This window comes from Bifidobacterium sp. LCP19S3_E9 (assembly GCF_052121135.1).
GTDB classification, from domain to species: domain Bacteria; phylum Actinomycetota; class Actinomycetes; order Actinomycetales; family Bifidobacteriaceae; genus Bifidobacterium; species Bifidobacterium thermacidophilum.
In genome coordinates, this window is sequence record NZ_JBQKEV010000002.1 from 72,267 (window position 1) to 97,898 (window position 25,632).

General features: G+C 59.5%; 19 protein-coding genes and 1 tRNA gene. 18 read left to right on the top strand and 2 right to left on the bottom strand.

Annotated features, from left to right (window positions below):
* The 14 genes from ruvX (at window position 1) to ACTQYB_RS01285 (ending at window position 21,098) form a co-directional block, all read left to right on the top strand.
* Window positions 1-483 (top strand): Holliday junction resolvase RuvX, encoded by a 483-nt coding sequence (ruvX, locus tag ACTQYB_RS01220; protein WP_441481952.1) that lies wholly within the window; start codon window positions 1-3, stop codon window positions 481-483.
* Window positions 484-508: 25 nt separating this feature from the next.
* Window positions 509-1,720: an endolytic transglycosylase MltG gene (mltG, locus tag ACTQYB_RS01225; RefSeq protein WP_441481953.1), complete on the top strand. Its 1,212-nt coding sequence runs from the start codon at window positions 509-511 to the stop codon at window positions 1,718-1,720.
* 194 nt (window positions 1,721-1,914) lie between these two features.
* Window positions 1,915-3,102, top strand: coding sequence for a chorismate synthase (gene aroC / locus ACTQYB_RS01230; RefSeq protein ID WP_015450490.1), 1,188 nt, complete (start codon window positions 1,915-1,917; stop codon window positions 3,100-3,102).
* Window positions 3,103-3,242: 140 nt separating this feature from the next.
* The gene (locus ACTQYB_RS01235) at window positions 3,243-4,880 is read left to right on the top strand and encodes a bifunctional shikimate kinase/3-dehydroquinate synthase (RefSeq protein ID WP_441481991.1); all 1,638 of its coding nucleotides are present in this window, start codon (window positions 3,243-3,245) and stop codon (window positions 4,878-4,880) included.
* Window positions 4,881-4,928: 48 nt separating this feature from the next.
* Entirely contained in the window at window positions 4,929-5,384 is a 456-nt protein-coding gene (locus ACTQYB_RS01240) for a type II 3-dehydroquinate dehydratase (protein ID WP_015450492.1), read from the top strand.
* A gap of 430 nt (window positions 5,385-5,814) precedes the next feature.
* Window positions 5,815-11,067, top strand: a complete 5,253-nt coding sequence (pulA, locus tag ACTQYB_RS01245; RefSeq protein ID WP_441481954.1) for a type I pullulanase — start codon at window positions 5,815-5,817, stop codon at window positions 11,065-11,067.
* Between the two features lie 205 nt (window positions 11,068-11,272).
* Window positions 11,273-12,802, top strand: a complete 1,530-nt coding sequence (locus ACTQYB_RS01250; protein ID WP_441481955.1) for an alpha-amylase — start codon at window positions 11,273-11,275, stop codon at window positions 12,800-12,802.
* Window positions 12,803-12,943: 141 nt separating this feature from the next.
* Window positions 12,944-14,611 (top strand): CTP synthase, encoded by a 1,668-nt coding sequence (locus tag ACTQYB_RS01255; RefSeq protein ID WP_015450495.1) that lies wholly within the window; start codon window positions 12,944-12,946, stop codon window positions 14,609-14,611.
* A 252-nt stretch (window positions 14,612-14,863) separates the two neighbouring features.
* Window positions 14,864-16,318 carry a Fe-S cluster assembly protein SufB gene (gene sufB, locus ACTQYB_RS01260; RefSeq protein ID WP_044086142.1) on the top strand — a complete coding sequence of 485 codons (1,455 nt, stop codon included), beginning with the start codon at window positions 14,864-14,866 and terminating at the stop codon, window positions 16,316-16,318.
* Between the two features lie 27 nt (window positions 16,319-16,345).
* On the top strand, window positions 16,346-17,605 hold the full coding sequence (gene sufD / locus ACTQYB_RS01265; RefSeq protein ID WP_441481992.1) for a Fe-S cluster assembly protein SufD: 1,260 nt from the start codon (window positions 16,346-16,348) through the stop codon (window positions 17,603-17,605).
* Between the two features lies 1 nt (window position 17,606).
* Window positions 17,607-18,386: a Fe-S cluster assembly ATPase SufC gene (gene sufC / locus ACTQYB_RS01270; RefSeq protein ID WP_441481956.1), complete on the top strand. Its 780-nt coding sequence runs from the start codon at window positions 17,607-17,609 to the stop codon at window positions 18,384-18,386.
* A 24-nt stretch (window positions 18,387-18,410) separates the two neighbouring features.
* Window positions 18,411-19,688, top strand: a complete 1,278-nt coding sequence (locus tag ACTQYB_RS01275) for a cysteine desulfurase (RefSeq protein ID WP_321046942.1) — start codon at window positions 18,411-18,413, stop codon at window positions 19,686-19,688.
* A gap of 179 nt (window positions 19,689-19,867) precedes the next feature.
* A complete protein-coding gene (gene sufU / locus ACTQYB_RS01280; protein WP_441481957.1) occupies window positions 19,868-20,467 on the top strand; it encodes a Fe-S cluster assembly sulfur transfer protein SufU in 600 nt (199 codons plus the stop codon).
* A gap of 16 nt (window positions 20,468-20,483) precedes the next feature.
* On the top strand, window positions 20,484-21,098 hold the full coding sequence (locus ACTQYB_RS01285; RefSeq protein WP_441481958.1) for a metal-sulfur cluster assembly factor: 615 nt from the start codon (window positions 20,484-20,486) through the stop codon (window positions 21,096-21,098).
* Between the two features lie 114 nt (window positions 21,099-21,212).
* Here ACTQYB_RS01285 and ACTQYB_RS01290 read toward each other — a convergent pair whose 3' ends face one another.
* Window positions 21,213-22,082 carry a TrmH family RNA methyltransferase gene (locus ACTQYB_RS01290; protein ID WP_321046944.1) on the bottom strand — a complete coding sequence of 290 codons (870 nt, stop codon included), beginning with the start codon at window positions 22,080-22,082 and terminating at the stop codon, window positions 21,213-21,215.
* Window positions 22,083-22,213: 131 nt separating this feature from the next.
* Window positions 22,214-23,011 (bottom strand): 16S rRNA (uracil(1498)-N(3))-methyltransferase, encoded by a 798-nt coding sequence (locus tag ACTQYB_RS01295; protein ID WP_033505521.1) that lies wholly within the window; start codon window positions 23,009-23,011, stop codon window positions 22,214-22,216.
* A 191-nt stretch (window positions 23,012-23,202) separates the two neighbouring features.
* Between ACTQYB_RS01295 and ACTQYB_RS01300 the strand changes: the two genes are divergently transcribed.
* From ACTQYB_RS01300 to ybeY, 4 genes are all read left to right on the top strand, one after another.
* Window positions 23,203-23,290, top strand: a tRNA-Leu gene (locus ACTQYB_RS01300).
* A gap of 129 nt (window positions 23,291-23,419) precedes the next feature.
* Entirely contained in the window at window positions 23,420-23,758 is a 339-nt protein-coding gene (locus ACTQYB_RS01305) for a histidine triad nucleotide-binding protein (RefSeq protein WP_033505523.1), read from the top strand.
* A 10-nt stretch (window positions 23,759-23,768) separates the two neighbouring features.
* Window positions 23,769-25,010 carry a PhoH family protein gene (locus tag ACTQYB_RS01310; RefSeq protein WP_441481959.1) on the top strand — a complete coding sequence of 414 codons (1,242 nt, stop codon included), beginning with the start codon at window positions 23,769-23,771 and terminating at the stop codon, window positions 25,008-25,010.
* Complete coding sequence (ybeY, locus tag ACTQYB_RS01315) at window positions 25,007-25,573, top strand: rRNA maturation RNase YbeY (protein WP_033505528.1); 567 nt, start codon at window positions 25,007-25,009, stop codon at window positions 25,571-25,573. Before ACTQYB_RS01310 ends, ybeY begins: the two co-directional genes overlap by 4 nt.
* The last annotated feature ends 59 nt before the right edge of the window (window positions 25,574-25,632 follow it).

A 25,632-nucleotide genomic window follows, 5' to 3' on the forward strand; every position in this document is an offset into this window, starting at 1 on the left:
ATGGTGTGGCTTGGTGTCGATCTCGGTGAAGCCAGGGTCGGACTCGCATTGTCCGACCCCGAGCTCACCTTCGCACACCCGATAGGCAATATCAAAGTCCACGGCAATGCCATGGACGCCATCGAGGATGTCATCGACATCATCGAACGAGAGCAGGTGGGACGCGTCATCGTGGGCGTCCCCCTGCTGCTCAGTGGCAAACGGGGAGAAAGCGCGCGCAAAGCGCAAGGCTGGACGCGCGAACTCATGTCGCGGCTGTTGGAATACCGTAACACCGGGCAAATCCAGCTCAACGACGTGCCGATTGTAGAGCTGCAAGACGAACGGTTGACCACCGTCACAGCCCACCGCCAGCTGAGCGATACCCAGATTTCAACACGTGACCACCGTCCGATGGTCGATCAGCAATCGGCGGTGCTGATTCTTCAATCAGCGTTGGACGCCCGTCATGCCGATGCCATACCCAGCAACGAGGCTGCGTAGGCCGGCGAAAGGAAGAGATGAGACCATGCCAGATGATTTCCGCGAGTTCTTCGAGGAGCGTACGCAATGGACCGATACCGATGACGCTGGAGACCATACGCATCCTGAAGGTGCCGCCGAGCACAGCGATGCCGAGAACGAGATGCCTTTGTCGCGACGCCAATTGCGCAAATCGCACGAGAAGCGTCGCAACCAGCGGATCATTCGTATCGTGGCGATTGTGGTCGTTGCGGCCATGGTTGTCGGATTGCTGGTATTCGGCTATTCCAAACTCAAGTCTTGGCGTGATGCCCGTGAACGCGCATCCCAGGCGTTGACCGCCGATTATCCCGGGCCAGGTACCGGCAAAGTGGAATTCACAGTGGAGAGCGGCGAAGGGCCGGCAGAAATCGGGAACAATCTGGTCAAGGCCGATGTCGTCAAATCCCAGGCCGCATTCACCAGCGCCGTGGCCGCCAACAACAGCACGTTGTATCCCGGCACGTACGAACTGAAGAAACACATGGCCTGCGCTGATGTCATCGCGATTCTTTCCGACCAGTCCAAGGCCACTGGATTCCTGCAAGTCAAGGCAGGAGAACGGGTTTCGCAGGTCATCGCCGACGCCGCCCAACTGTCGGGCATCAGCGCCGACGACTTCAATGCGGTCATCAATGGCGGCGGCGCCGGAATCCTCCCCGCGGAAGCCGGCGGCAAATTCGAAGGCTGGTTCGAGCCGGGCACCTATAACGTGAAAAACCGCAATTCAGCTAGCGACATCATTAAAGAGATGGTTGACAAGCGCGTTGAAAAGCTTGATTCGCTGGGGGCGCCCACAGGGGCGGACCGCGAGAAGATGCTGATCATCGCTTCAATCGCCGAATCTGAAGTCAATGCTGACGAATACTACGGCAAAGTGGTGCGCGTCATCCTCAACCGGCAGGCCAAGAACATGCCGCTCGGCATGGACTCGACCGTCGCCTACGGTCTGGGAACAACCGCCGACAAACTCACCGATGCCATGCTTCAGGATGCATCGAACCCGTATAACACGCGTGTCAATACTGGCTTGCCGCCTACGCCGATCAGCAATCCGGGCGAATCAGCAATCAAAGCCGCCATGAATCCTCCCGAGGGGGATTGGCTGTACTTCGTCACCGTGAATCTCACCACCGGTGAGACGAAATTCGCCACCACCGAGGATGAGTTCTGGAAGCTGCGTCACGAATACAAGAGTTCGAACAGCAACGCGAACTGAGCAGACAGTACGCGCCCAGCGGCGTCTTTCGTGTCCATATAGAAGACGCGGATGCACGCGTGGGGCGGGTTGACGCTATCATTCGAGAAGCTGCGCCAGCTGCATGGCACGAGCGGAATCACGCATTCCTGTCATGCAGCAGGCGGATTTACCGAAAACGACAGACAAGCCGGAATTTGAGCAAAGGAGACGACATGTTGCGTTGGCAGACCGCAGGGGAGTCGCATGGTGAAGCGCTCGTCGCGATGATGGAGGGGTTGCCTGCCGGCGTGCGGGTCTGCACGAAGGATATCTCTGCGGCTCTTGCCCGGCGTCGTCTCGGTTATGGGCGTGGCGCGCGAATGAAATTCGAGCAGGATCAGGTGCGCCTGCTGACCGGTGTCCGCCACGGCTCCACCTTGGGCTCGCCGATCTCCATCGAAATCGGCAACACCGAATGGCCCAAATGGACCGAAGTCATGAGCGCCGACCCGCTTGACCACGAATTGCCTGACACTGGCCGCAATGCTCCGCTGAGTCGTCCCCGCCCTGGACACGCGGACCTGACCGGCATGCGCAAATACGGTTTCACCGACGCCCGCCCCATTCTGGAAAGGTCCAGCGCCCGCGAAACAGCCTCCCGCGTGGCTTTGGGCGCAGTTGCCGCGAATTTCCTCGAACAGGCGCTGTCCATTCGTACGGTTGCACACGTCATCTCCATCGGCGGTGTCGGCATTGACGAGGATGCCCCGTTGCCGGTCCCGGATGACCTCGACGCCCTCGATGCGTCACCAGTCAGAACCCTGGATAAAGACGCCGAACAGCGCATGATGGAACGCATCGACGAGGCGAAAGCGTCTGCCGATACACTTGGCGGTGTCATCGAGGTCATCGCGTACGGCGTTCCCGCAGGACTGGGTACGTACGTCGAATCAGACCGTCGTCTCGATGCGGCGCTGGCCGGTGCCCTGATGGGCATCCAGGCGATTAAGGGCGTCGAAATCGGCGATGGATTCAAGGAAGCAGACCGTCCCGGCTCCCTCGCCCATGATGAGATTGTGGTGAATGATGACGGCCGTATCAGTCGTCTGAGCAATCGTGCCGGCGGTATCGAAGGTGGTATGTCCAACGGCGAGCCCATCCGCGTGAGGGCTGCGATGAAGCCGATTCCGTCGATTCCGAAGGCTTTGCGCACCATCGACGTGCTGACGGGCGAGCCGGCACAGGCCATCAATCAGCGGTCCGACAACACTGCAGTCCCGGCGGCGTCGGTCGTCGCCGAAGCGATGGTGCGGCTGACCTTGGCACAGTTCGTCCTTGAGAAATTCGGCGGTGACAATATCGCCGAAACGCGTAGAAATGCCGAGAACTATCTCGCCTCCTGGCCCGAGCATCTGCGCTGAGCGCCGCCCAGTGGCAAGTTCGCATACATCGGTAGGGATTTCACTGATTACAGAGTGAGGATGGTATGACTGAGCATCGTCATGGCGGCCACGGCAATCGCCATCATGGTCAACGTCGTCGGTCAGGCAAATCACGGAACATGCCTCGTATAGCTGAGCCGCCGGTGGCAGTGCTCATCGGCATGCCTGGAGCTGGAAAAACACGTGTGGGCGGCGAAGTCGCGCAGATGCTGGGAGTTCGGTTCACTGATTCGGACGAGGTGATCGAGCAGCGTGCTGGCATGCGTATCACCGAGTATTTCAGCGAATACGGCGAGCCGAAGTTCCGCGAGCTGGAATCGCAGGTCATCGCCGATTTGTTGCACACGGCCGGTGGTATCGTCTCGCTCGGCGGGGGAGCGCCCATGACCGAGTCCGTCCGACGCAATCTGCAGAAGTATATCTCGCAAGGCGGCAAAGTCGTCTATTTGCAAGCCGATCCGCAGGAAGCGATGGAGCGGGCGCGCCGGGGCGGCAACAGGCCGATGCTCGCCGGTGATGCCGACGCCCGTTGGCGTGCCTTGTACGAGGAGCGCGACCCAGTATTCGACGCCGTCGCGAATGTGCATGTGCATACCCGTGGATCGTCGCCGCAACATGCGGCAAGGAAGGTGATGGATATGGTCATGGAACATGACGTGCATGTCACGGGCACGTCGATTACCCCGTACGATGTGCGCATCGGAGTCGGGACATCGAATCATCTCGCTGAAGTGCTGGGCGACCGGCCGGTGAGAATCGCCCTGATCCATACGGCGCCCGTACAGCGGCATTCGGATCGTGCGCGCGCGCTGTTGCGCCAGGCCGGGTACGAGGTCAGCGATGTGCTGATTCCGGACGCCGAGGCCGGCAAGACCATCGAGGTCGCCAACGGCATCTGGCAGCGGCTCGGTAACGAGGGATTCACCCGTTCTGACGCCGTGGTCGGCTTGGGTGGCGGCGCGGCGACCGATCTTGCCGGATTCGTCGCGGCGACTTGGATGCGCGGCATCCGCTACGTGAACTGCCCGACATCCCTGCTGGCGATGGTGGATGCCTCAACCGGCGGGAAAACCGGTATCAACACGCCGCAAGGCAAGAATCTCGTCGGTTCGTTCTACACGCCTGCGGGAGTGCTCGCAGATATGCGAGCCCTGGAGACCCTGCCCAACGATATCTTCATCGAAGGCCTGGGTGAAGTCGCCAAATCCGGATTCATCCGCGACCCTGAGATTCTCAGCATTCTGGAGAATCATGCACAGCAATTGCGTGAATTCAACGGCTCCACCTTCCTCGGCTCTCCGCTTGAGGATGTTGTCGCAGAACTGATTGAGCGTACGGTGAAGGTCAAAGCCTATCACGTGTCCAACGACCTGCGCGAAGCCGGGTTACGTGAATTCCTCAACTACGGGCACACGCTCGGTCACGCCATCGAACAGATTGAGCATTTCAAGTGGCGGCATGGCAATGCGGTTGCTGTCGGGTGCGTGTTCGCGGCGGAACTGTCCAATATCCTCGGGTATATCGATCAGGATCTCGTTGACTATCATCGTCAACTGCTCGGTTCGCTCGGCCTGCCGATTTCATGGTCGGGCGGCGATTGGGACAGCGTGCTCGCACTCATGCACCGCGACAAGAAGGCGCGCGGCAACACCCTGCGTTTCGTGGTGCTCGAAGGTGTCGGCCACCCGATCCATCTGGACGATCCGCCTATCGAGGCAGTGCATGAGGCGTTCGAGCGGATCCGCTCCGCGCACTGAACGCCTCCTGCGATTGCCAAGGATTCGGTAACAAGCGAAAGGACAGCAATGGCACGACATGTTCTTGTGGTCAATGGACCCAATCTCGGGCGTCTTGGCGTCCGCCAGCCCGATGTGTATGGGCATCAGGACCTTGAAACGCTGCGCAAGGATTGCACGCAGTGGGGGCACGAACTTGGTCTGGATGTGGAAGTTCGGCAGACCGATGACGAGGCGGAGATGATCCACTGGATGCATGAGGCCGCGGATGGCGCCATTCCGGTCGTCATGAACCCGGCGGCGTTCACGCATTACAGCTACGGCCTCGCCGACGCGGCGCATATGGTTGGTGATGCCGGCGTGCCTCTGATGGAGGTGCATATCTCGAATCCCGCTGCACGCGACGAGTTCCGCAAGCGCAGTGTTATTTCACCGGTGGCTACTGGAACCATCACCGGCATGGGATTCTTCGGGTATCGTCTCGCCCTCGAGGCGGTGGCCCACATCATCGGCCAAGAAGCCTGAATCCCACCCCGAATCCATCAGCTTAGCCCTGACGATTGTTGGATCGTCGGGGCTTGTTGTTTTTCATGCGCATAGCAGCAGAGGATTGCGCGCGTGAGTCGCCACGAACCGGCACGGCAACGGGTTGACAACCGGCATGACAACGTTTGTGGGAAGCGATTCAGAAGACACTGACCGCCGTCTCATGAAACAATGTCAAACAGTGTTGAAGAATGGCGGACTTTCAACAATCGCACCGTTGCATTGGTGTTGCGGAACAATCCCGATATCATGAAAATACCTGATACAAACGTATGCAATCCGATGACGGACCTCCCCAGGTGGTCGTGGTCACACGGCCGGAGGGCATGCGATACAGCCACGGCAGGGTACGCGCAATCCGGCGCGATTTCCTGTACGGGCATCTCACAGTTGAGAATTGGAAGGATATATGGCCATACAACGATTCAGTTCAGCAGCCAAGCGGGCCTTCGGCGCCGCTGTCTGCGCGGCGATGATCCTCGGCTCAGGCGCTCTCGTCCTGCCGTCCATCGCCCAGGCCGGAGATACATCAGCTTCCTCCGGCTCCAGCACCACCGCATCATCCAATGTCTCCGCAGCAAATGCGGCGGATTGGGTCAACAGCGATGTCCAGGTCATTGCGTTCCAGCAGACCTGGAACACCATCGCCAAGGAATGCAAGGACACCTACGGCCCCGAAGGCGTAGGCTACGTCGAAGTGTCCCCGCCCCAGGAATCCATCAAAGGAAGCTCCTGGTCGACCTCATACCAGCCGGTGAGCTACAAGCTTGATTCGAAGCTTGGCACCGAAGCTGAATTCAAGAACATGATCACCGTCTGTAAGGCGCAGGGCGTGGGCATCATCGCCGATGTGGTCATGAACAACACCGCTGCCCCAAGTACGGACGGCAAGACCACTACATACACCGGCACGAACGGCAGCGAGTACACACCCGATACCGGCTCGTTCCCCGGATTCGCGACATCCACGTATCCTGACGGTTTGACTGCTGCGGACTTCCACACGTGCACCAAGGAGGTTGCGGATTATAAGAATCAGGAGGAGGTCCAGCAGTGCCGTCTGCTGGGTATGCTCGACTTCGATTCTGAATCCGAGAAGGTCCAGGATATCGAAGCGGACTACATGGCCCGCATGTACAACTACGGCGTGCTCGGCTTCCGTATCGACGCCGCCAAACACATCAACACCGACAGCCTCCACGCGCTGAAAGCCAAACTTGCGCAGAAGATCGGCAAGAACGCATCCGATATCTACTGGATCCAGGAGGTCATCGGCAATGCTTCCGAAGCCGCCGGCATCCAGCCGCCGCATTATACGCAGAACGGTACGGTCACCGAATTCGGATTCAAGAGCGAAATGAGCAAAGCGTTCAACAACAACGTCACTTCGCTCAAGGACTTGGCCAAGCGACTGAGCGGCGACCTATCAAGCAACGATGCGAACGTATTCGTCACCAACTGGGACACCGAGCGCGACAACGGCACCATCACGTACAAGGACAGCGGCAAGTACCAGCTCGCCAACGCGTTCATGCTGGCCTACGGCTACGGTACACCGCGCCTGATGTCAGGATACAAGTTTGACAACAGGGATGCTGGTGCGCCAGGAGCCACCGACACGACGGTCCCGGATGTTGACATGAACAAGGCCTGCTCCACCAACACGGGCGACTGGAACTGCGAGCAGCGCTGGACCTCCACGCGCGGCATGATCGCCTTCCACAAATACGTCGGCGATACCGCGACCTCACCGGTCAAAGACTGGCAGTCCAACGGCAACGACAGCATCGCCTTCTCGCGCGGCGCCAAGGGCTTCCTGGCGCTCAACAACGGCACCAAGGCGTTTGACGTCACTTACGACACGACGCTTCCGGACGGCGAATACTGCAATGTGTTCTCCACCCAGGATTGCTCCCAGACCGTGACCGTCTCCGGCGGCAAGGTCAAGACCACCATCCCGGCCCGTTCGGCAATCGCCCTGTACGGCGGCGCCACCAAGGCCAGCCATCCGGCGGCCTCGGCGACCACCGACCCGTCCGACCCGAAGGTCGAAATCAAGGACGAGGCCGTCAAGCCCACGGACACCACGCTCACCGTGTACTACAAGAACGACAACGGATACAAGCAGCCGTACATTCACTACGGTGTCGGCGAAACCTGGACCGACGTTCCCGGCAAGGCGATGACCTACGACAAGACGAGCGGCTACTGGAAGTACACCATCGAAACCGGCGGCAATGCCGTGCAATACGTGTTCAACGACGGCAGCAACAGCTGGGACAATCCGAACGGCGGTGGCAATTACGAAGCCGCCAAGGGCATCGTCCAGCAGACCGTCACCGATCATGCCAGCACGGTCGGTTCGCCGAAAACATACCACCAGAACGGCAAGACTCGTTTGGTCGTCCATTACAAGGCGCCTGCGGGTGACAAGGCACGCGCCCTGTGGGTGTGGGGATCGAATTCCAACACCTCAGCGAAACTTGACGGACAGCAGATCGAGTTCTCCGGCACCGATTGCTGGGGCGAAGTCGCCACTGTCACCTTCGACGGTACATACACCGATTTCGGTGTCATTATCAAGGGCAAGGATGACTGGGACAAGGTCGGCCAGAACGACCGTAATGTGAAGGTCTCAGCGGACGGCACCGCCGAGATCTGGGTGGACGGCACCGCCTCGGATCTCGAGCAGACGCTCACCGTTGCCCCGGCCGACTACGTCAGCTCCTGCAAAGGGTATGACGTGAACATTACGGTGCACTACTACCGAGACGACGGCCTGTATTTCAACGCCGGCGACACGACGAACAAGACTCCGCAGTGGGACCTGTGGACATGGTCAGGTGCGGGCAGCGTTAATTCGCAGCAGAGCCTCACCAGTCATGATGACTGGGGTGAAATCAGCACGTGGACGCTGAAAAACTACAAGTATCCCACCGACACGTCATCTGGAGCCAGTGACATCGGCTTGCTGCGCCGCTACGGTGGCGATGCCTGGATCAAGGAACCTGATGGCGGAAACCACTTCATCCCGGCCGACTCCCTGGTGTTCGACTCCGCCACCAAGACCGGCAAGGCTGAGGTCTGGCTGGTCGCCGGCGACCCAACCGTCTACACCGCACAACCGTCCCTGACCGTTTCGGTGCGCAGCGCGGAAATCGCCGATGCCAAGAAGATCGCCGTCAAACTCAGCGGCGAGCCTTCCGGCGACGTGACGGCTACGGTGACCGACGCCAACGGCAAGACCGTCGAAGTCGCTGATGCGAAGGCCGACAAGGCGACTGTGACCGTGACCACGAAGGACGCTCTCGCTGTGGACGGCGCGTACACCGTGACCATCAGCAACGACAAGGGTGACAAGATCGGTTCGGCGACTGCGGTTGCTGGTGCCATCGTGCGCACCGACGACTTCGACAAGAACTACGCCTACGACGGTGATGATCTTGGAGCCACGTGGACCAAGGCCAAGACCACCTTCAAGGTGTGGGCTCCGACCGCCACCGGCGTGGACCTGGTCGTCTACAAGTCCGACACGAGCGCGGACGCCGAGCAGGACTATACCTCGCAGATGATCAAGGGCGACAAGGGCGTGTGGAGCGTCGCGGTGGACGGGGATCTCAAGGATACCGCCTACCAGTATCGCCTCACCTTCGCCGACGGCACGGTGAACTATTCGCCGGATCCGTATGCGACCGCGGCCGTAGTCAACGGCAAGCGTTCCGTGGTGCTGTCCGACGCGGAGAAGTCCATCAAGGACTTCCACCGCATGCCGTCCTTCGGTTCGTCGTCCAACGCGGTGATCGCAGAAACCCATATCCGTGATCTGACGATGAACGCCAATTCCGGCGTGTCCGAAGCCAATCGAGGCAAGTACCTGGGTGTTGTGGAGGAAGGCACCACCAACCCCCAAGGCAAGGCGACCGGTCTTGACTACCTCAAGCAGTTGGGCATCACCCACGTGCAGATCCAGCCGATGTTCGACTACGCGAGCGTTGACGAGACCAAGACATTGGACGATAACAACTACAACTGGGGGTATGACCCGGAGAACTACAACGTGCCGGAAGGCTCGTATTCCTCGAACGCGAGCGATCCGTCCACGCGTATTGTCGAAGCCAAGGAGATGATCAACGGACTGCATAAGAACGGTCTGCGCGTCATCATGGACGTGGTGTACAACCATGTCGCCGACGCTTCCACGAACCCGTTCAATCTCACGGTTCCGGGATATTACTTCCGGTACAATGCGGACGGTTCCATGGTCAACAACTCCGGTTGCGGCAACGATACCGCCTCCGAGCGGGCGATGATGCGCAAGTACATCGTCGATTCGGTCACGTATTGGGCGAAGAACTACAATGTCGACGGCTTCCGCTTCGATCTCATGGGTCTCGAGGATCTCGAAACCATGAAGGAAGTGCGTGCCGCCCTCGACAAGATCGATCCGGGTATCATCATCGTCGGCGAAGGCTGGGATATGAACACCACGATGGACAAGTCCAAGATGTCCATCCAGCCGAACGCCTATGAGCTGGACAACACCGGCTCCAACGGCACGAAGACCGGCTCGACTGTCTCGTTCTTCAACGATTCCATCCGCGATGGGCTCAAGGGCTCCGTGTTCTCCGACACCGACACCGGTTTCATCTCCGGCAAGAAGGATCAGGAGAAGCTGATCCTGCACAACATGCTCGGCTGCCCGTACGATACGAGCGAGGGCGCCACCACCTGCTGGAACGGCAATGCACAGGATCATTACCAGACCGCCTCCCAGGTGGTCCAGTATGCGGAGATTCACGACAACATGACCTTGTACGACAAGCTCGTCAAGTCGGTGCCGAACGACGACGAGGCGACGCGCACCAAGCGCGCCGAACTCGCCGACGCCGTGGTGTTCCTGTCGCAGGGCATCTCCGAGATTCAACTCGGCCAGGAATTCCAGCGCACCAAGAACGGTGAAGGCAACAGCTACAAGTCCGGTGATTCGGTCAACGCCATCGATTGGCATCGGCTCGACGATGCCAACTATGGCGCCAATGCCGAGTACGTCAAGGGGCTGATCGCCCTGCGCAAGAAGGTTGCGGCATTCCGCATGTCCGACTATGACCAGATTGCGAACAACACCAAGGTCTTGCAGGCCAAGGATGGGGTAGTCGCATATCAGGTCAAGGATGATGACGGCACGTACGTGGTCATCCTCAACGCCAATGATGCCGATTCCACGGTATCCGGCTTGACTGCTGGCGACTACAAGCTGCTGGTCTCGGACGGCACGGTTGCCACCGATGCATCCAAGGCCAAGACTGCCGCGGTCACCGACGCCGGCTACACCGCTCCGGCGCTGTCAGCCACTGTGCTCGCCTTCGTGCCGTCGACCAAGACGGATACGCCTGGCGACAAGGCTGACGATGCCAATGCCCAGAAACCTGGCGATTCTGACAATAAGGGCGATGTGCCGTCGCAGAAAAACGACAACGGCAACACCGCTGCGAAGCCCCAGGACGGCAAGTCCGCGGCGCAAGCCGCGAACCAGCCGGCGGATCTCGCCAAGACCGGCGCTTCCGTTGCCGGTGCCATCCTCGTGTGCCTCGCACTGGCCTTGGCTGGTGCAATGTCACTGGCAGGGGAGCGCAGAGCCAAGCACGGCGCATACCGTGACTAGCCTGGTCTACGGCGCATAGTCCGACCTCGTGTCAGACGCGTCCCACCAACGGGTGACGAACGTAAGACAACGTTCGTCACCCGTTGTCGTTTTCATCGACTCGTTTGCGCTCCCGCAAGGTGTTATCGTCCACCGCCGACTGCGAACGTTTGCAGGACCGAGCCGCCCGTCATACAATGCTGTCAGCCCATCCAACGGAGGAATCATGAAACAACGCATCAGAACCATCCTGATCGCAGTGCTGTGCATCGCCGTCAGCGCAGGCCTTACCGTAGCGACATTCCGCACGCCGACCGGTGTCCCCGCTGATTTCGATCCGGCAAGCTACCGCAGCGATGTCATCGTGACTATGTTCCAGGCCAACTGGAAGTCGGTCGCCGAGGAATGTACGGATACCCTCGGACCTGAAGGCGTGGCGTACGTTCAGGTCTCTCCGCCGCAGGAATCCATCAAAGGCACTCAATGGTGGACGTCCTATCAGCCGGTGAGCTACAACTTGAACTCCAAGGAAGGAACCGAACAGGAGTTCAAATCCATGGTCGCCACCTGCAGGGCCGCAGGGGTCGGCGTCATCGCCGACGCCGTTATCAACCACACCACCGGCGTCGATCAGGGTAGCGGCACCGGTACCGGCGGCAGCTCCTTCGACGCGAAGGGCGATTTCCCCGCCATTGGATACACCGCGAAGGACTTCCACACCTGCGACACTGATGTCATCAACTATTCCGATCAAGAGAATGTGCAGGATTGCCGTGTCACCGGATTGCAAGACCTCGACACGTCTTCAGCCCATGTGCGGGATACGCTCGCCTCGTATTTCGCCAAACTCATCACGTATGGGGTTGCAGGCTTCCGCGTCGATGCTGTCAAACACATCTCCAACACGGATGTCCTTGCCATCAAAAAGCTCGTAGCACAGAAAACCGGACGCTCCCTGAACGATATCTGGTGGATGCAAGAGGTTATCGGCAATGTGAACGAGGCGGCGTCGATCCAGCCGAAGAACTATACGCGTTCCGGGCAGGTGTCGGAATTCCAGTACGCGTACCAGCTCAAGACCTTCTTCTCCAATTCGCTTGTCGGGGGCACCAAGTCGATCAAGGACATCACCAGCAATCTCGTGCCAAGCGACGAGGCGGCGATATTCGTCACCAATTGGGATACGGAACGCAACGGCATGACGTTGACATACCGCGACGAAAACTCCTATCTGCTGGCCAACGCCTTCATGCTTGCTTATCCGTACAGCACGCCGAACATCTTCTCCGGCTACGAATACGAGAAATCTGACGACGGAGCCCCAGGGGCGACCAAGACATCCGTTCCCGACACCACATGCGGCACAGGCTCGGATTGGACATGCACGCAGCGGTGGACCGCGATTCGCGGCATGATCGGCTGGCACAATGTCGCCGGATCGGCGCGCATGACCGACTGGCATGATGACGGCGATAACGTGATCGGTTTCGGCCGTGGCAATCGGGCCTACATCGTGATCAACAACGGCGAGAACGACGCCACCGTGTCGTATGCCACGTCGATGCCAGCCGGCGACTACTGCAATGTCTACGCCAGCGGCGACTGTTCGTCGACGGTGCATATCGGTATCGATGGCAAGCTCAACGCGACTGTGCCGGCGGGATCGGCCATAGCGATCCATGTGGCGGCCACGCCGTCCACCTGGCATGGCGGTTCCGCTCGCGACGCATCCGACCCGGATTGGTATGGGAACTGATATGTTCGCTCAACCCGCGTTGTCCCGTAATCAACGGCGGTAATCGGGGAGGAGTCGATTTCGTTGCGCACAGCCCGCTACCTGTCGTGCCGTGCGCAACGAAACACGCCGGGTCATGGCGAGATGATAGATTGGAGTTCCATGGCAAGAAGACAACATGGCAATGCATCGGAACACGTCACCAAGCATATTTTCGTCACCGGAGGCGTGGTGTCCTCCCTCGGCAAAGGACTGACTGCTTCGTCCTTGGGCCGTCTGCTGCGCAGCCGCGGAATCCGCGTCCTGCAGCAGAAACTCGATCCCTACATCAATGTCGATCCTGGCACGATGAACCCCTTCCAGCACGGTGAGGTCTATGTCACCGAGGACGGCGCCGAGACCGATCTCGACATCGGCCATTATGAGCGCTTCCTTGATGTCTTCCTCAGCCAGAAGGCGAACGTCACCACTGGTCAGATCTACCAGTCCGTGCTGCGCAAGGAGCGCGCCGGCGAGTATCTCGGCCAGTGCGTGCAGGTGATTCCGCACATCACCAACGAAATCAAGAGCCGTATGCGCGCCCAGGCCGCGGACGACGTCGACGTGATCATCACCGAAATCGGCGGCACGGTCGGTGACATCGAATCCCAGCCGTTCCTCGAGGCCGCACGCCAGGTGCGCCGCGAACTTGGCCCGGAGAACTGCATGTTCGTGCACGTCTCCCTGGTGCCGTACATCTCCGCCGCGCATGAACTGAAAACCAAGCCGACCCAGCATTCCGTGATGATGCTGCGCCAGCTGGGCATCACCCCGGACGCGCTCGTGCTGCGTTCCGACCGCACGCTCAACCAGTCCATCAAGGACAAGATTTCGCTCATGTGCGATGTCGATCCTGAAGGTGTGGTCAACTGCGTGGACGCCCCGAGCATCTACGACGTGCCGAAGATTCTGTTCGACGAGGGACTGGACGCCTACGTCGTGCGCGAACTCGGCCTGCCGTTCCACGATGTGGATTGGGCCGAGTGGGAGGATCTGCTCGAGCGCGTGCACCACCCCAAGCATGAGGTGAACGTCGCCATCGTCGGCAAGTACATCGATCTGCCGGATGCCTACCTGTCCGTCACCGAGGCGATCAAGGCCGGCGGTTTCGCCAACTACGCCAAGGTCAACGTCAAGTGGGTCGCGGCCGACCTGTGCGAGACCTGGGAAGGTGCGAAGGCGGCGCTCAACAACGTCGACGGCATCGTGATCCCTGGCGGTTTCGGTATTCGCGGCATCGAAGGCAAGATCGGCGCGCTGAAGTTCGCCCGCGAGACTGGCCTTCCGGCGCTCGGCCTGTGCCTTGGACTCCAGTCCATGGTCATCGAGTATGCGCGCGACGTGCTCGGCCTTGAGGATGCCAACTCCACTGAATTCGAGCCCGATTGCAAGAACCCTGTCATCGCCACAATGGAAGAGCAGAAGGACATCGTCGCCGGCCACGGCGATATGGGCCACACCATGCGCTTGGGCTCCTACCCGGCGAACCTCGAGGAGGATTCCTTGGTCGCCCAGCTCTATGGCAGCACCCACGTGACCGAGCGTCATCGTCACCGTTATGAAGTCAACGTCAACTACAAGCAGCAGCTGCGTGACGGCGGCCTGCGGATTTCCGGCGAAAGCCCGGACGGCGAACTCACCGAGTTCGTGGAGCTTCCGCAGGATGTCCACCCGTTCTACGTGGGCACCCAGGCTCACCCGGAGTTCAAGTCCCGCCCGACCCGCCCGCATCCGCTGTTCGCGGGTCTGGTCAAGGCGGCCCTCGATCATCAGGCGGCCGACCAAGACTGACTGTGACTGACGTGCGAAACAGCCGGCATCATTGACCGGAACCACGAATGCGCCTGCACATCCAAAGTTGTGCAGGCGCATTCATTTCGACACGCCTACACGTGTCACCATCCGATTTCGCATGAGGCGTAGTTCGGACAACCCCTAGTTTTTTCCGTCCCTGTCTGTTAGGTTAGCGATGGAACAACGAATGAATGGAGGCAGCGTACGGTGGCGAGCGAACACACACCAAACGCCGCGGAAGACGTGGAGATGAGCCAGTATGTGGCTGACCGTTCCCGCGTCAACGAGGACAAGATCAAGCAGGATGACGAGATCATCAGCCAGTTCGGTGACTACAACTACGGCTGGCATGATTCCGACGCAGCCGGCGAAGCGGCGAAGAAAGGCATCGACGAGAACGTCGTAAGGGCCATCTCCGCCGACAAGCACGAGCCGCAATGGATGCTTGACATGCGTCTGCGCGGCTACAAGGCTTTCGTCGACAAGCCGATGCCCTCGTGGGGCGTTGATCTGAGCGGCTTCAACGCCGACGATTTCAAGTACTATGTCAAGCCGATCAAGGAGCAGGCGAAGCGTTGGGAGGATCTTCCCGACGATATCCGCAATACCTACGACAAGCTCGGCATTCCGGAAGCGGAGAAGAAGCGTCTAGTCTCCGGCGTCGCGGCGCAGTACGAATCCGAGGTCATCTACAATTCGATTCGCGATGATCTGAAGAAACAGGGCGTAATCTTCGTCGACACCGATACCGCGGTCCGCGAATACCCTGATTTGGTCCGCAAGTATTTCGGCAAGGTCGTGCCGCCGGAGGACAACAAGTTCGGCGCACTGAACACGGCGGCATGGTCGGGCGGCTCCTTCGTCTACGTACCGAAGGGCGTACACGTCGATATTCCACTCCAGGCCTATTTCCGCATCAACACGCCGAATATGGGCCAGTTCGAGCGCACGCTCATCATCGCCGACGAAGGCTCCTACGTGCATTACGTTGAAGGGTGCACCGCGCCGATATACTCCACAGACTCGCTGCACGCCGCCATCGTTGAAATAGTCGTCGAGAAGCATGCCCGCGTACGCTATACGACAGTGCAGAACTGGTCGAACAATGTGTACAACCTCGTCACTCAGCGCGCATACGTGCGTGAAGGCGGCACAATGGAATGGGTCGATGGCAACATCGGATCCAAGGCAACCATGAAGTACCCGGCATGCATCCTCGCCGAGCCGTATGCCAAGGCATCCACCATGTCCCTGGGTTTCGCCGGCAAGGGGCAGTATCAGGATACGGGCGCGAAGATGATTCATCTCGCCCCCCACACAAGCTCCACGATTGTGGCGAAGTCCATTTCACGCGGTGGCGGTCGTTCTGCTTATCGTGGACTCGTGAAAATCGTCGACGGAGCCGAAGGCTCGAGCTCGTCGGTCGTGTGCGATGCCCTGCTGGTTGATGATTTCTCTCGCTCCGACACGTATCCGCATGTCGATGTGCGCGAGGATGACGTATCCATGGCCCATGAGGCGACTGTTTCCAAGGTTTCCGAGGACCAGCTGTTCTATCTCATGAGCCGTGGTCTCGAAGAGAAGGAGGCCATGGGCATGATCGTCCGCGGCTTCGTCGAGCCGATCAGCCGCGAGCTGCCGATGGAATACGCGCTTGAGCTCAACAGGCTCGTCGAATTGCAGATGGAAGGATCGGTAGGCTGATCCATGGCAGAACAAGAGCAGAACACAATGCAGAACGTACAGGACGTACAATCGCAAACCCAGCCGAAGGATACGGAAATCAAGGTCCCGCGAGCCGACCCGCATGACCCGTATGCGTTCCCTGCGGCCATGCCGTCGAGTGCGGACCGTGAACCGCGGTCCTTCGAGGTGGACGACTTCAAGCAGCCGACCCGAAAACAAGAGGATTGGCGATACACGCCGATTGAACGCATCGAGGAATTCTTCGACGTGTTCGAGCCGAGCGGCAAAACGAGCATCGAAGTCACCGACACCGAGGGACGTCCCGTCGATGCCGGGCATGTTGATGTGACGCAGGTCGCGATGGGGGAGCAGCCCTCAGGAACCGTGATGATGCCGAACGACCGGGTTTCCGCGGTCGAATGGGCCAGCGGCAAGGCGGCTACTGTGGTACGCTTGCGCGGCGAAATCGACACGCCGGTGCTCGTGCATATCCATGGCGGCGGCAATGACCTTGATGCGGTCCATCTGGTCATCGTCGCAGAGGATCGTGCGCATGGCGATGTCATCGTCGAACATGACGGTCTCGCCCGTATCGCTGAAGGCGTGGAAATCTCCACGGGCGCGGATTCTCATATCTCCACGACCTTCGTGCAGGAATGGGATAAAGGCTCCAAACATGTGGGCAACCACCGCATCCGTGTCGGGGCGGGAGCCTCGTTGCGGCATTCCGTGGTGACGCTCGGCGGTGACGTCGTGCGTATCCGCATGGATCAGGATTTCGGCGGCGCCCAAGGCGATCTCAACATGCTCGGCATCTATTTCGCCGACCCGGGCGAGCATATCGAGCATCGGACGATGGTCGTGCACAACTATCCTGAGTGCAAGTCCCGCGTCGTGTACAAGGGTGCGTTGAGCGGCAAGGGCGCGCATTCCACATGGGTTGGCAACGCGCTGATTGAGCCGACCGCCCCGGGCACGGACTCCTACGAGCTCAACAGGAATCTGGTGCTTACCCCGGGTGCCATCGCGGATTCCGAACCGAACTTGGAAATCGAGAACGGCAATATCGTCGGTGCAGGCCATGCCAGCTCGGTCGGCCGTTTCGACGACGAGGAACTGTTCTATCTCGAATCTAGGGGCATCAGCGAAACCGAGGCGCGCAAACTGGTGGTCCAAGGATTCTTCGCGGAACTCGTCGAGGAAATCGGCGTTCCCGCCATCGCACAGCACCTGATGAATGTGATCGACCGTCGCCTGGCACGTGGCGAGAACGCGGCCATGCAAGCCGTATTGGAGGAAAAGTAACATGCAGCATACTCTCGAAATCAAGGACCTCTACGCCTCTGTAGAAACCAAGGAGGGACGCAAGCAGATCCTCAAGGGGGTCAATCTGACTGTCCATTCGGGGGAGACCCATGCGATCATGGGCCCCAACGGCTCCGGCAAGTCCACCCTCGCCTACACGCTGGCAGGTCACCCGAAGTACGAAGTCGATTCCGGCCAGGTGTTGCTTGACGGCGTGGACATCCTCAAGCAGACGCCGGATGAGCGAGCCAAGGAGGGCCTTTTCCTCGCCATGCAGTACCCGGTCGAGGTGCCCGGCGTATCCATGACCAACTTCCTGCGCACCGCGAAGACTGAGGTTGATGGGAAGGCTCCCTCTATCCGCACGTGGACCAAGGAACTCAACGAGGCGATGAAACGGCTACGCATGGACCCGAAGTTCGCGATGCGCTCCGTCAATGAAGGGTTCTCCGGCGGTGAGAAGAAGCGCGCTGAGGTGTTGCAGCTCGAACTGCTCAAGCCGAAGTTCGCCATCCTCGACGAAACCGATTCCGGCTTGGACGTCGACGCCTTGCGCATTGTGTCCGAAGGCGTGAACCGTGCCAAGGAGAACACCGATCTGGGCATTCTCATGGTCACCCACTACACGCGTATCCTCAAGTACATCAAGCCGGATATCGTCCATGTCTTTGCCGACGGTCATTTTGTCAAGACCGGAGGCCCGGAGCTTGCCGACGAGCTGGAGGAGAACGGCTATGACGAGTACTTGCCGGAAGGCAGTACGGAATCGGCGTCGGCCTGAACAATCTGAAAGACAAGGATCACAATGGCAGATGTTGATTTCGCTGCAATCAGGCAGCAGTTCCCGATTCTTGACCAAGAGATCCACGGTCATCCGCTGGTCTATCTGGACTCCGCCGCGACCTCGCAGAAGCCGCAGTGCGTGATCGACGCCGAAAGCGAGTTCTACCGCACCATCAACGCAGGTGTCCACCGCGGTGCCCACGAGTTGGCTGCCCGCAGCACGATGGCGTTCGAAGAGGCGCGTGCCAAGGTCGCACGCTTGGTCGGTGCCAACAGCGAGGAAGGCGAGGAGGAAATCGTTGTCACCGCAGGTGCGACCGCGGGATTGAACCTACTGGCGACCGCGTTCGGCAATGCGAGCCTCGGCCGCGGCGGCAAGGCGGCCCAACGATTCGCTTTGAAGCCCGGCGATGAGATTGTGGTCTCCAAAGCAGAACACCATTCGGTGCTGCTGCCGTTCCAGGAGCTCGCCTACCGTACCGGAGCAACCCTCAAATGGTTCGATCTGACCGAGGACGGACGCATCCGTTCTGACACCGCCGATCAGGTCATCACCGAACGCACGAAGGTCGTCGCAATCACCCATGTGGGCAACACCACGGGCGCCATTACGGATATCGTGCCGATTGTCCGCCGCGCCCATGAAGTGGGGGCGGTCTTCATTCTCGACGCCTGCCAGTCCGTACCGCATCTCAAGGTTGATTTCCATGCGATGGATGTTGATTTCGCCGCGTGGAGCGCCCACAAGATGTATGGCCCGACCGGCGTGGGCTTCCTGTATGGCAAGCGTGAACTGCTCGAGGCGTTGCCGCCGGCCAATTTCGGCGGATCCATGGTCGAATTGGCGTGGATGGACAAGCCGGCAGAATATATGGCCCCGCCTGCACGTTTTGAAGCCGGGACCCAGCCCGTCGCCCAGGTGGTGGCAGCCGGCGTTGCCGCCGACTGGATGCGTGCGATTGGTATGGAGAACATCGAAGCGCATGAGAAGGCCATCGCCGGCGAACTGCTGAAACTCGGCGATATTGATGGGGTCCGGATCTTGGGACCGCGTGAAAATGTCGATCGTATCGGTACCGTGGCATTTGATGTCCAGGGCGTCCACCCGCATGATGTCGGCCAGTTCATCGATTCGCTGGGTATCGCAATCCGCGTCGGCCATCATTGTGCCCAGCCGGTGCACCGTCACTTCGGGCTGTATGCCTCCAACCGTGCATCCACCGGCGTGTACAACAGCGTTGAGGATGCGCAGGCCCTAGTCGAAGCGGTTTCTAAGGTCAGGCCGTTCTTCAAGGTCTGATGCCAAGGCTGGTGGACATTCGAAGCATGTTACATGCGTGCCCGACCGGTCTGACGGGTATGCCCAATTCGCAGTCGATGAATGCGCTTTGGGCGTATCCCTTATCAGGTATGGTGGTAACGCCTCTGCGGGGGTATGATATGCCCCCGCAAGCATGTAAGCGAGAGTAGGGAACAGGCATGAGTGATGATTTCGGCATGAGCGGCGATGACCTCGAGCAGATGTATCAGGAGGTCATTCTCGAAGCGGCTCGCGATCCGCACGGGAAAGCGCATTTCGCGCCGGATTTGGCCCAAGAGAACGATACCGCGACCGGCCAGTCCTCGCTCGACCAAGGTGAGGCGAGCGTACGCCAGAACCACGAATACTGCGAAACAGGGCAATCCCACCAATTCAACCCGACGTGTGGGGATGAGGCGACCATCCGTGTCGAAGTCTCGCAGGACGAGCCGCATCGCATCGAACAGCTCGAGTGGGATGGCCACGGCTGTTCGATTTCCCAGGCGAGCCTGTCGGTGATGACCGATCTGGTCGAAGGCAAAACCGTCGATGAGGCCATGAACCTGGGCACAACATTCCACAAACTCATGGAATCCCGAGGCAAGGGGCTTGCCGATGACGCCGAGAACGAACAGCTTGAGGATGCTGTGGTGTTCCAAGGCGTTTCGAAGTATCCTATGCGTATCAAATGTGCGTTGCTCGGCTGGGAAGGCATGAAAGATGCCGTCGCCAAGGCCTTGGCCTCGCAAGACAAGACACCTGCCGGCGAAGCCGACTGAGCCGATAAGGAGCAAGATGACAGATCAGGGCAATCTGGTCCCCGAACCACAATCCACGATTTTCGATACCGTTTCTCAAGCTTTGGGCAATGACAACGCCGCGCGCAAGGTCATGGCCAATCCGCAGCTGCTAGGCGCGTTGGGTGCCCAGACCGACAGCACGTCCGATACCAAGCCGGGGAATGACACAGCATCCGAAGGCGACCGTTGCGCGTGTGGCAAGCACAGCAAGCAGGAATGCAAGCACAGGGACGAGACGGACAACGAGGATGATATCCCGCTGGTCGCTGTGGACGATATTGGCCGTGCAACCGCCGCGGACGTGAAAGAAGCACTGCACCAAGTCATTGATCCCGAACTCGGCATTGATGTCATCGACCTCGGCTTGGTGTACGGCATCGAAATCGATAATCTTGGACGCGCAATCATCACGATGACCCTTACCACGCCGGCGTGCCCGCTGACGGAACTCATCGAGGACGAATGCGCGAGCACGCTCGCCGGGCTCGTCGAGGAATTCCGCATCGACTGGACCTGGCAGCCGCGCTGGGCCGTGGACAAAATCACCCCTGAGGGGCGTGAACAGCTTGCGGCCATCGGGTTCAATCTCGATGCCATGCCGCAATATTGATCGTCACAAGGCGCACGCCGTATACGAACCCGGTGCCGATATGCTTCCTTGCCGCCTTTCATCAGGCAGCGGGAAGCATTACTGTTTGCAGCGCTGTATTCTGTATCGCGTACGTCAGTGCTTGACCCGTGTCGCATAGAACGCGACCGCGCTGGAAGCTGCCACATTGAGGCTGTCCACGCCGTGGCTCATCGGGATTTTCACGGTGAGATCCGCATGGGAGATTGTGCGATGGGACAACCCGTCGCCTTCTGTGCCGAAAATCAAGGCGAGCTTGTCGATATGGTCGGGGGACGCTGGATCATTGTCGAGCCGACGGACAAGCTCATCGAGGCTGATGGAATCGTCATCCAAAGCCATTGCCGCCGTGGCGAACCCCAGCTCACGGAGCTGGGCGAGACCTTGGACCGGCCAGAAATGCGTGTCATCGCCGCCGATGCGCGTCCACGGCACTTGAAACACCGTGCCCATGGACACGCGGGCCGCCCTGCGGTAGAGCGGATCGCCGCACGAGGGCGTCACGAGCACCGCATCCACGTCAAGCGCAGCGGCTGAACGCATCAGAGCCCCGACATTGGTGTGATCGACGATGTTTTCCATGACGGCGATGCGGCGAGCGCCACGGCAGACCTCTTCGACGCTCGGCAGTGGCCAACGTTTCATCGCCGACAGCGCACCGCGGTGCAGACGGTATCCGGTCAGCCGTTTGAGTTGCTCGGGGCTGGCTACATACACGGGGATATCCGGCCCCCAATGCTGGTCGATGTATTCGAACTCGTCGCTCATGCCAGCGATCCATGGCTCTTCCACCAGCAGGGAGATTGGTTCACGGCCTGCGGCGAGTGCACGGTCGATGACTTTGGGGGATTCGGCGATGAACAACCCCTTTGCGGGTTCAAGGCGGTTGCGGAGCTGGAGTTCGGTGAGATTGGTGTAGGCGGCGATGCGCTCGTCGTCGATGTTGTCCACATGAATCAGCCGCATGAAAACAGGATCTCCCTTGTCTCGATAGTGATGGCGTGCCGGTTCGCCTGTGTATCGTGGTGTGTTCCGAAGGCGTGGCGCGTCGTTTCCTTTATTGCATCATAGTATGCGGGCGCCTTGGCCGTGCGATGTCAGGCGTATCGTCCCATGGCCCGTGACAGCAGCGACAACGCGACCGGCCCTGCGGTGGACGCGCGCAGGATATTATGCCCGAGCAACGTGCACATGGCTCCAGCATCGGCGAATTGACGCGCTTCCTGCTCACTGATTCCGCCTTCTGGCCCGACGACGACATTGACCGTGCGGGTACGACCGTCTTCAATGCAGCGTTGTTCCATATGCGCGACCGCCTGTTCGATCTGCTCCCAGTTGGCTGTCGCATCCTGGTGCAGGACGATGACGATATCGCCGAATACCATCGCCCGGCGGCAGACGGCCACGAGCTGCTTGCTGGAGATGCAATCGTCAAGCTGCGGCCGCCATGCCCGGCGTGACTGTTCTGTTGCGGCATCGATGGTTTGTGACCATTTGCGATCGCTCCGTCCGCGTTTCCATTTGGCGATGGAGCGGTCCGCCTGCCAAGGGATAACCGTATCGACCCCGATCTGGGTGGCCATGTCGATTGCCTGCTCGTCATGTCCGGTTTTTGCGAGCGCCTGGATGAGCGCGAGTCGGGTGACAGGCGGCTCCTCTTTGCTGAACGCGCTGACTTGCGCTTGTCCCTGTTCGGCGTCGACCAGTGTGGTGTGGATGCGCAGTCCATGGCCGTCAGACAGCTGGAGTGTGTCACCGTCGTGCAGGCGCATGGCTTGGATGGCGTGGCGTCTGATGGACTTGGGTAGCGTGATGTTCCATCCTTCACGCAGCGAGTCGGTGTTCACCGGCGCGTCGTCGGATTCGGGGTGCAGCAGAAACAGCGGATCAGTCATGGTTGCAAGGCTATCACTGGGTCAGGTTCCGCAGCTTGTGCGCGGTGTGGCCATGTTTGTCATTCTGTTGGAATGTGCAGGCGGCACAGGGCAGATTGTCGCTACTCAGGAAAACGACACGCCCAAGAGGGGTCTGATTTGCGTCAGGCTTGCGTCATGCTATAGTTTCTTTCTGTTGCTTCAAGGCACATGTCCGGGTGGCGGAATGGTAGACGCGCTAGCTTGAGGTGCTAGTGCCTATTTTAAACGGGCGTGCGGGTTCAAGTCCCGCTCCGGACACAAGCAAGGCTTCCGAAAGGAAGCCTTTTTTGTTATCGGCGTGAATGTCATCGCTTATCCGAACGGTTCAATAGTATGGGAGCTGACGGTGTACAGCATGTACAACGACCCATTCGGTAAGGAGTGTGTATGAGCCAGTCCGATGATTGCCTGTTCTGCAAGATCATTGCGGGGGAAATTCCGAGCACCAAGGTGTACGAGGACGACACGGTGTACGCGTTCAAGGACATCGCGCCGAAAGCCAAGGTGCATGTTCTGATCGTGCCACGCAAGCATTACGCGAATGCCGCTGAACTTGCCAAGGCTGACCCCAAGACACTCGCCCATATTGTCGAAGTCGCCCAGCATATCGCCGATGATGCTTTCCACGGCGCCTATCGCTTGGTGTTCAATACCGGTAAAGACGCTGGCCAATCGGTCTTCCACGTCCATGCCCATGTCCTGACCGGCCAGAAGTTCGAGGAGTAGGTTTCGGCAAGTGGCTACCACTACCCGCGTTGTTACGGTTCCCCCCGAGCTTGATCCCGTCGCCGTGTTCGGCCCGATTGACGAAGTCATTCGCGTAGTTGAGCAGGCGTTTCCGGAGCTGACCATTCTCGTGCGCGGCAATCGGGTCGCAATCGTATCCAGATCGAAGCAGACCGAAGCCCAGGCCGCACAAGCCGAAGAGGTCATGCACACCTTGATCGACGAGGCGTATACCGCGCCTATGGATGCTGACACGGTACGCCGTCTGCTTGACCGCCGCGTGCTACGCAATGGAGCACGATCGCAGCGTATGGATGATGTCCGTAAATTCGGAGCCGCTGCCGCGGTGCCTCGGAATGCCATGGTCGAGTCGGGTAGCCGAATCGACCAGGACCGCCGCCGTGCCCATGTGCCGGGTGTCATCACTTTCGCCGCCGGTGTTCCGGTCCGTCCCAAAACCCCGGGGCAGATCGCCTATGTCAATACGATTGAATCCAATACGATCACCTTCGCCATCGGCCCTGCCGGCACTGGAAAGACCTATCTCGCCGTGGCGAAGGCCGTCAGGGCCTTCCAGGACGGTGAAGTCCGTCGAATCATCCTCACGCGTCCTGCGGTCGAGGCGGGGGAGAATCTCGGCTTCCTGCCCGGCACGTTGAGCGAGAAGGTCGATCCTTACCTGCGGCCGTTGTATGATGCGCTCTCCGATATGCTCGGCGCAGAACAGTTGCACCGGCTTATGGATGACGGCACGATCGAGGTGGCCCCGCTTGCATATATGCGCGGCCGTACGCTCAACGACGCTTTCGTCATCCTCGACGAGGCACAGAACACGACCGAACAGCAGATGAAGATGTTCCTGACCCGTCTGGGGTTCAACACCAAGATGATCATCACGGGCGATATTACGCAGGTCGATTTGACCGTGCCGCGTTCCGGCCTCGCAACAATCGAAGACATTCTGCATGGCATCAACGGTATCGCCTTCGCACACTTGGCTTCCGAAGACGTGGTACGTCACGCGCTCGTCGGAAAAATCGTCCAGGCGTATGATCGGCATGCCGCCATCGCCGGGGACCATGGCAGACGCAGGCATCGCAGGAACGATACGCCGCACGGCCCGGCCGGACGTACGGAAGAGCACAACAGCGAAGCCGCCAGGCAGAACGCCCAAGACGGCGATGAGAACCTCGGCGCAGCTGACAGCAAAACCCACAACCTTTCCGATCATGAGGAGCATAACAACGTATGAGCGTTGATGTAACCAATGAAACTGTGTGGAACATCGACCCGGAGGTCTTCTCCCAGCTCGGTGTGTGGGTGATGAGCCAGATGCGCGTGAGCATCCAATCGGATCTGACGATCCTGTTCGTCGATCCCGACCCCATCGCACAGTTGCATGAACGCTGGATGAATCTGCAAGGTCCGACCGATGTGATGAGCTTCCCGATGGATGAATTACGTCCGGGCGACGGATCAACCGAAATGGAGGGAGTGCTCGGCGACATCGTCATATGCCCGTGGGTGGCGAGGCAACAGGCCCTTGCCGCCGGCCATAGCACCATGCAGGAAATGATGCTGCTGACCATCCACGGCATCCTCCACCTTCTTGGATACGACCATGTGACCCCTGAACAGGAACGTCAGATGTTCGGTTTGCAGCGCCAGTTGCTGCTCACCTATATGGCGGTTCGTCAAGTGGATGTCCCGCCGGCGACCCTGCCTTCCGGGGCGCGTGACATGCTTGCGGAATATGATGCCGGCCATGCTCGGTCTGGGGCTGCAGGCCGAACGGATGATGCGCATCATCAGTGACTGTGTAGCTGACATGTATTACAGTAAGACTGTTGGCGTGACGCCGATGGCCAGCTTGG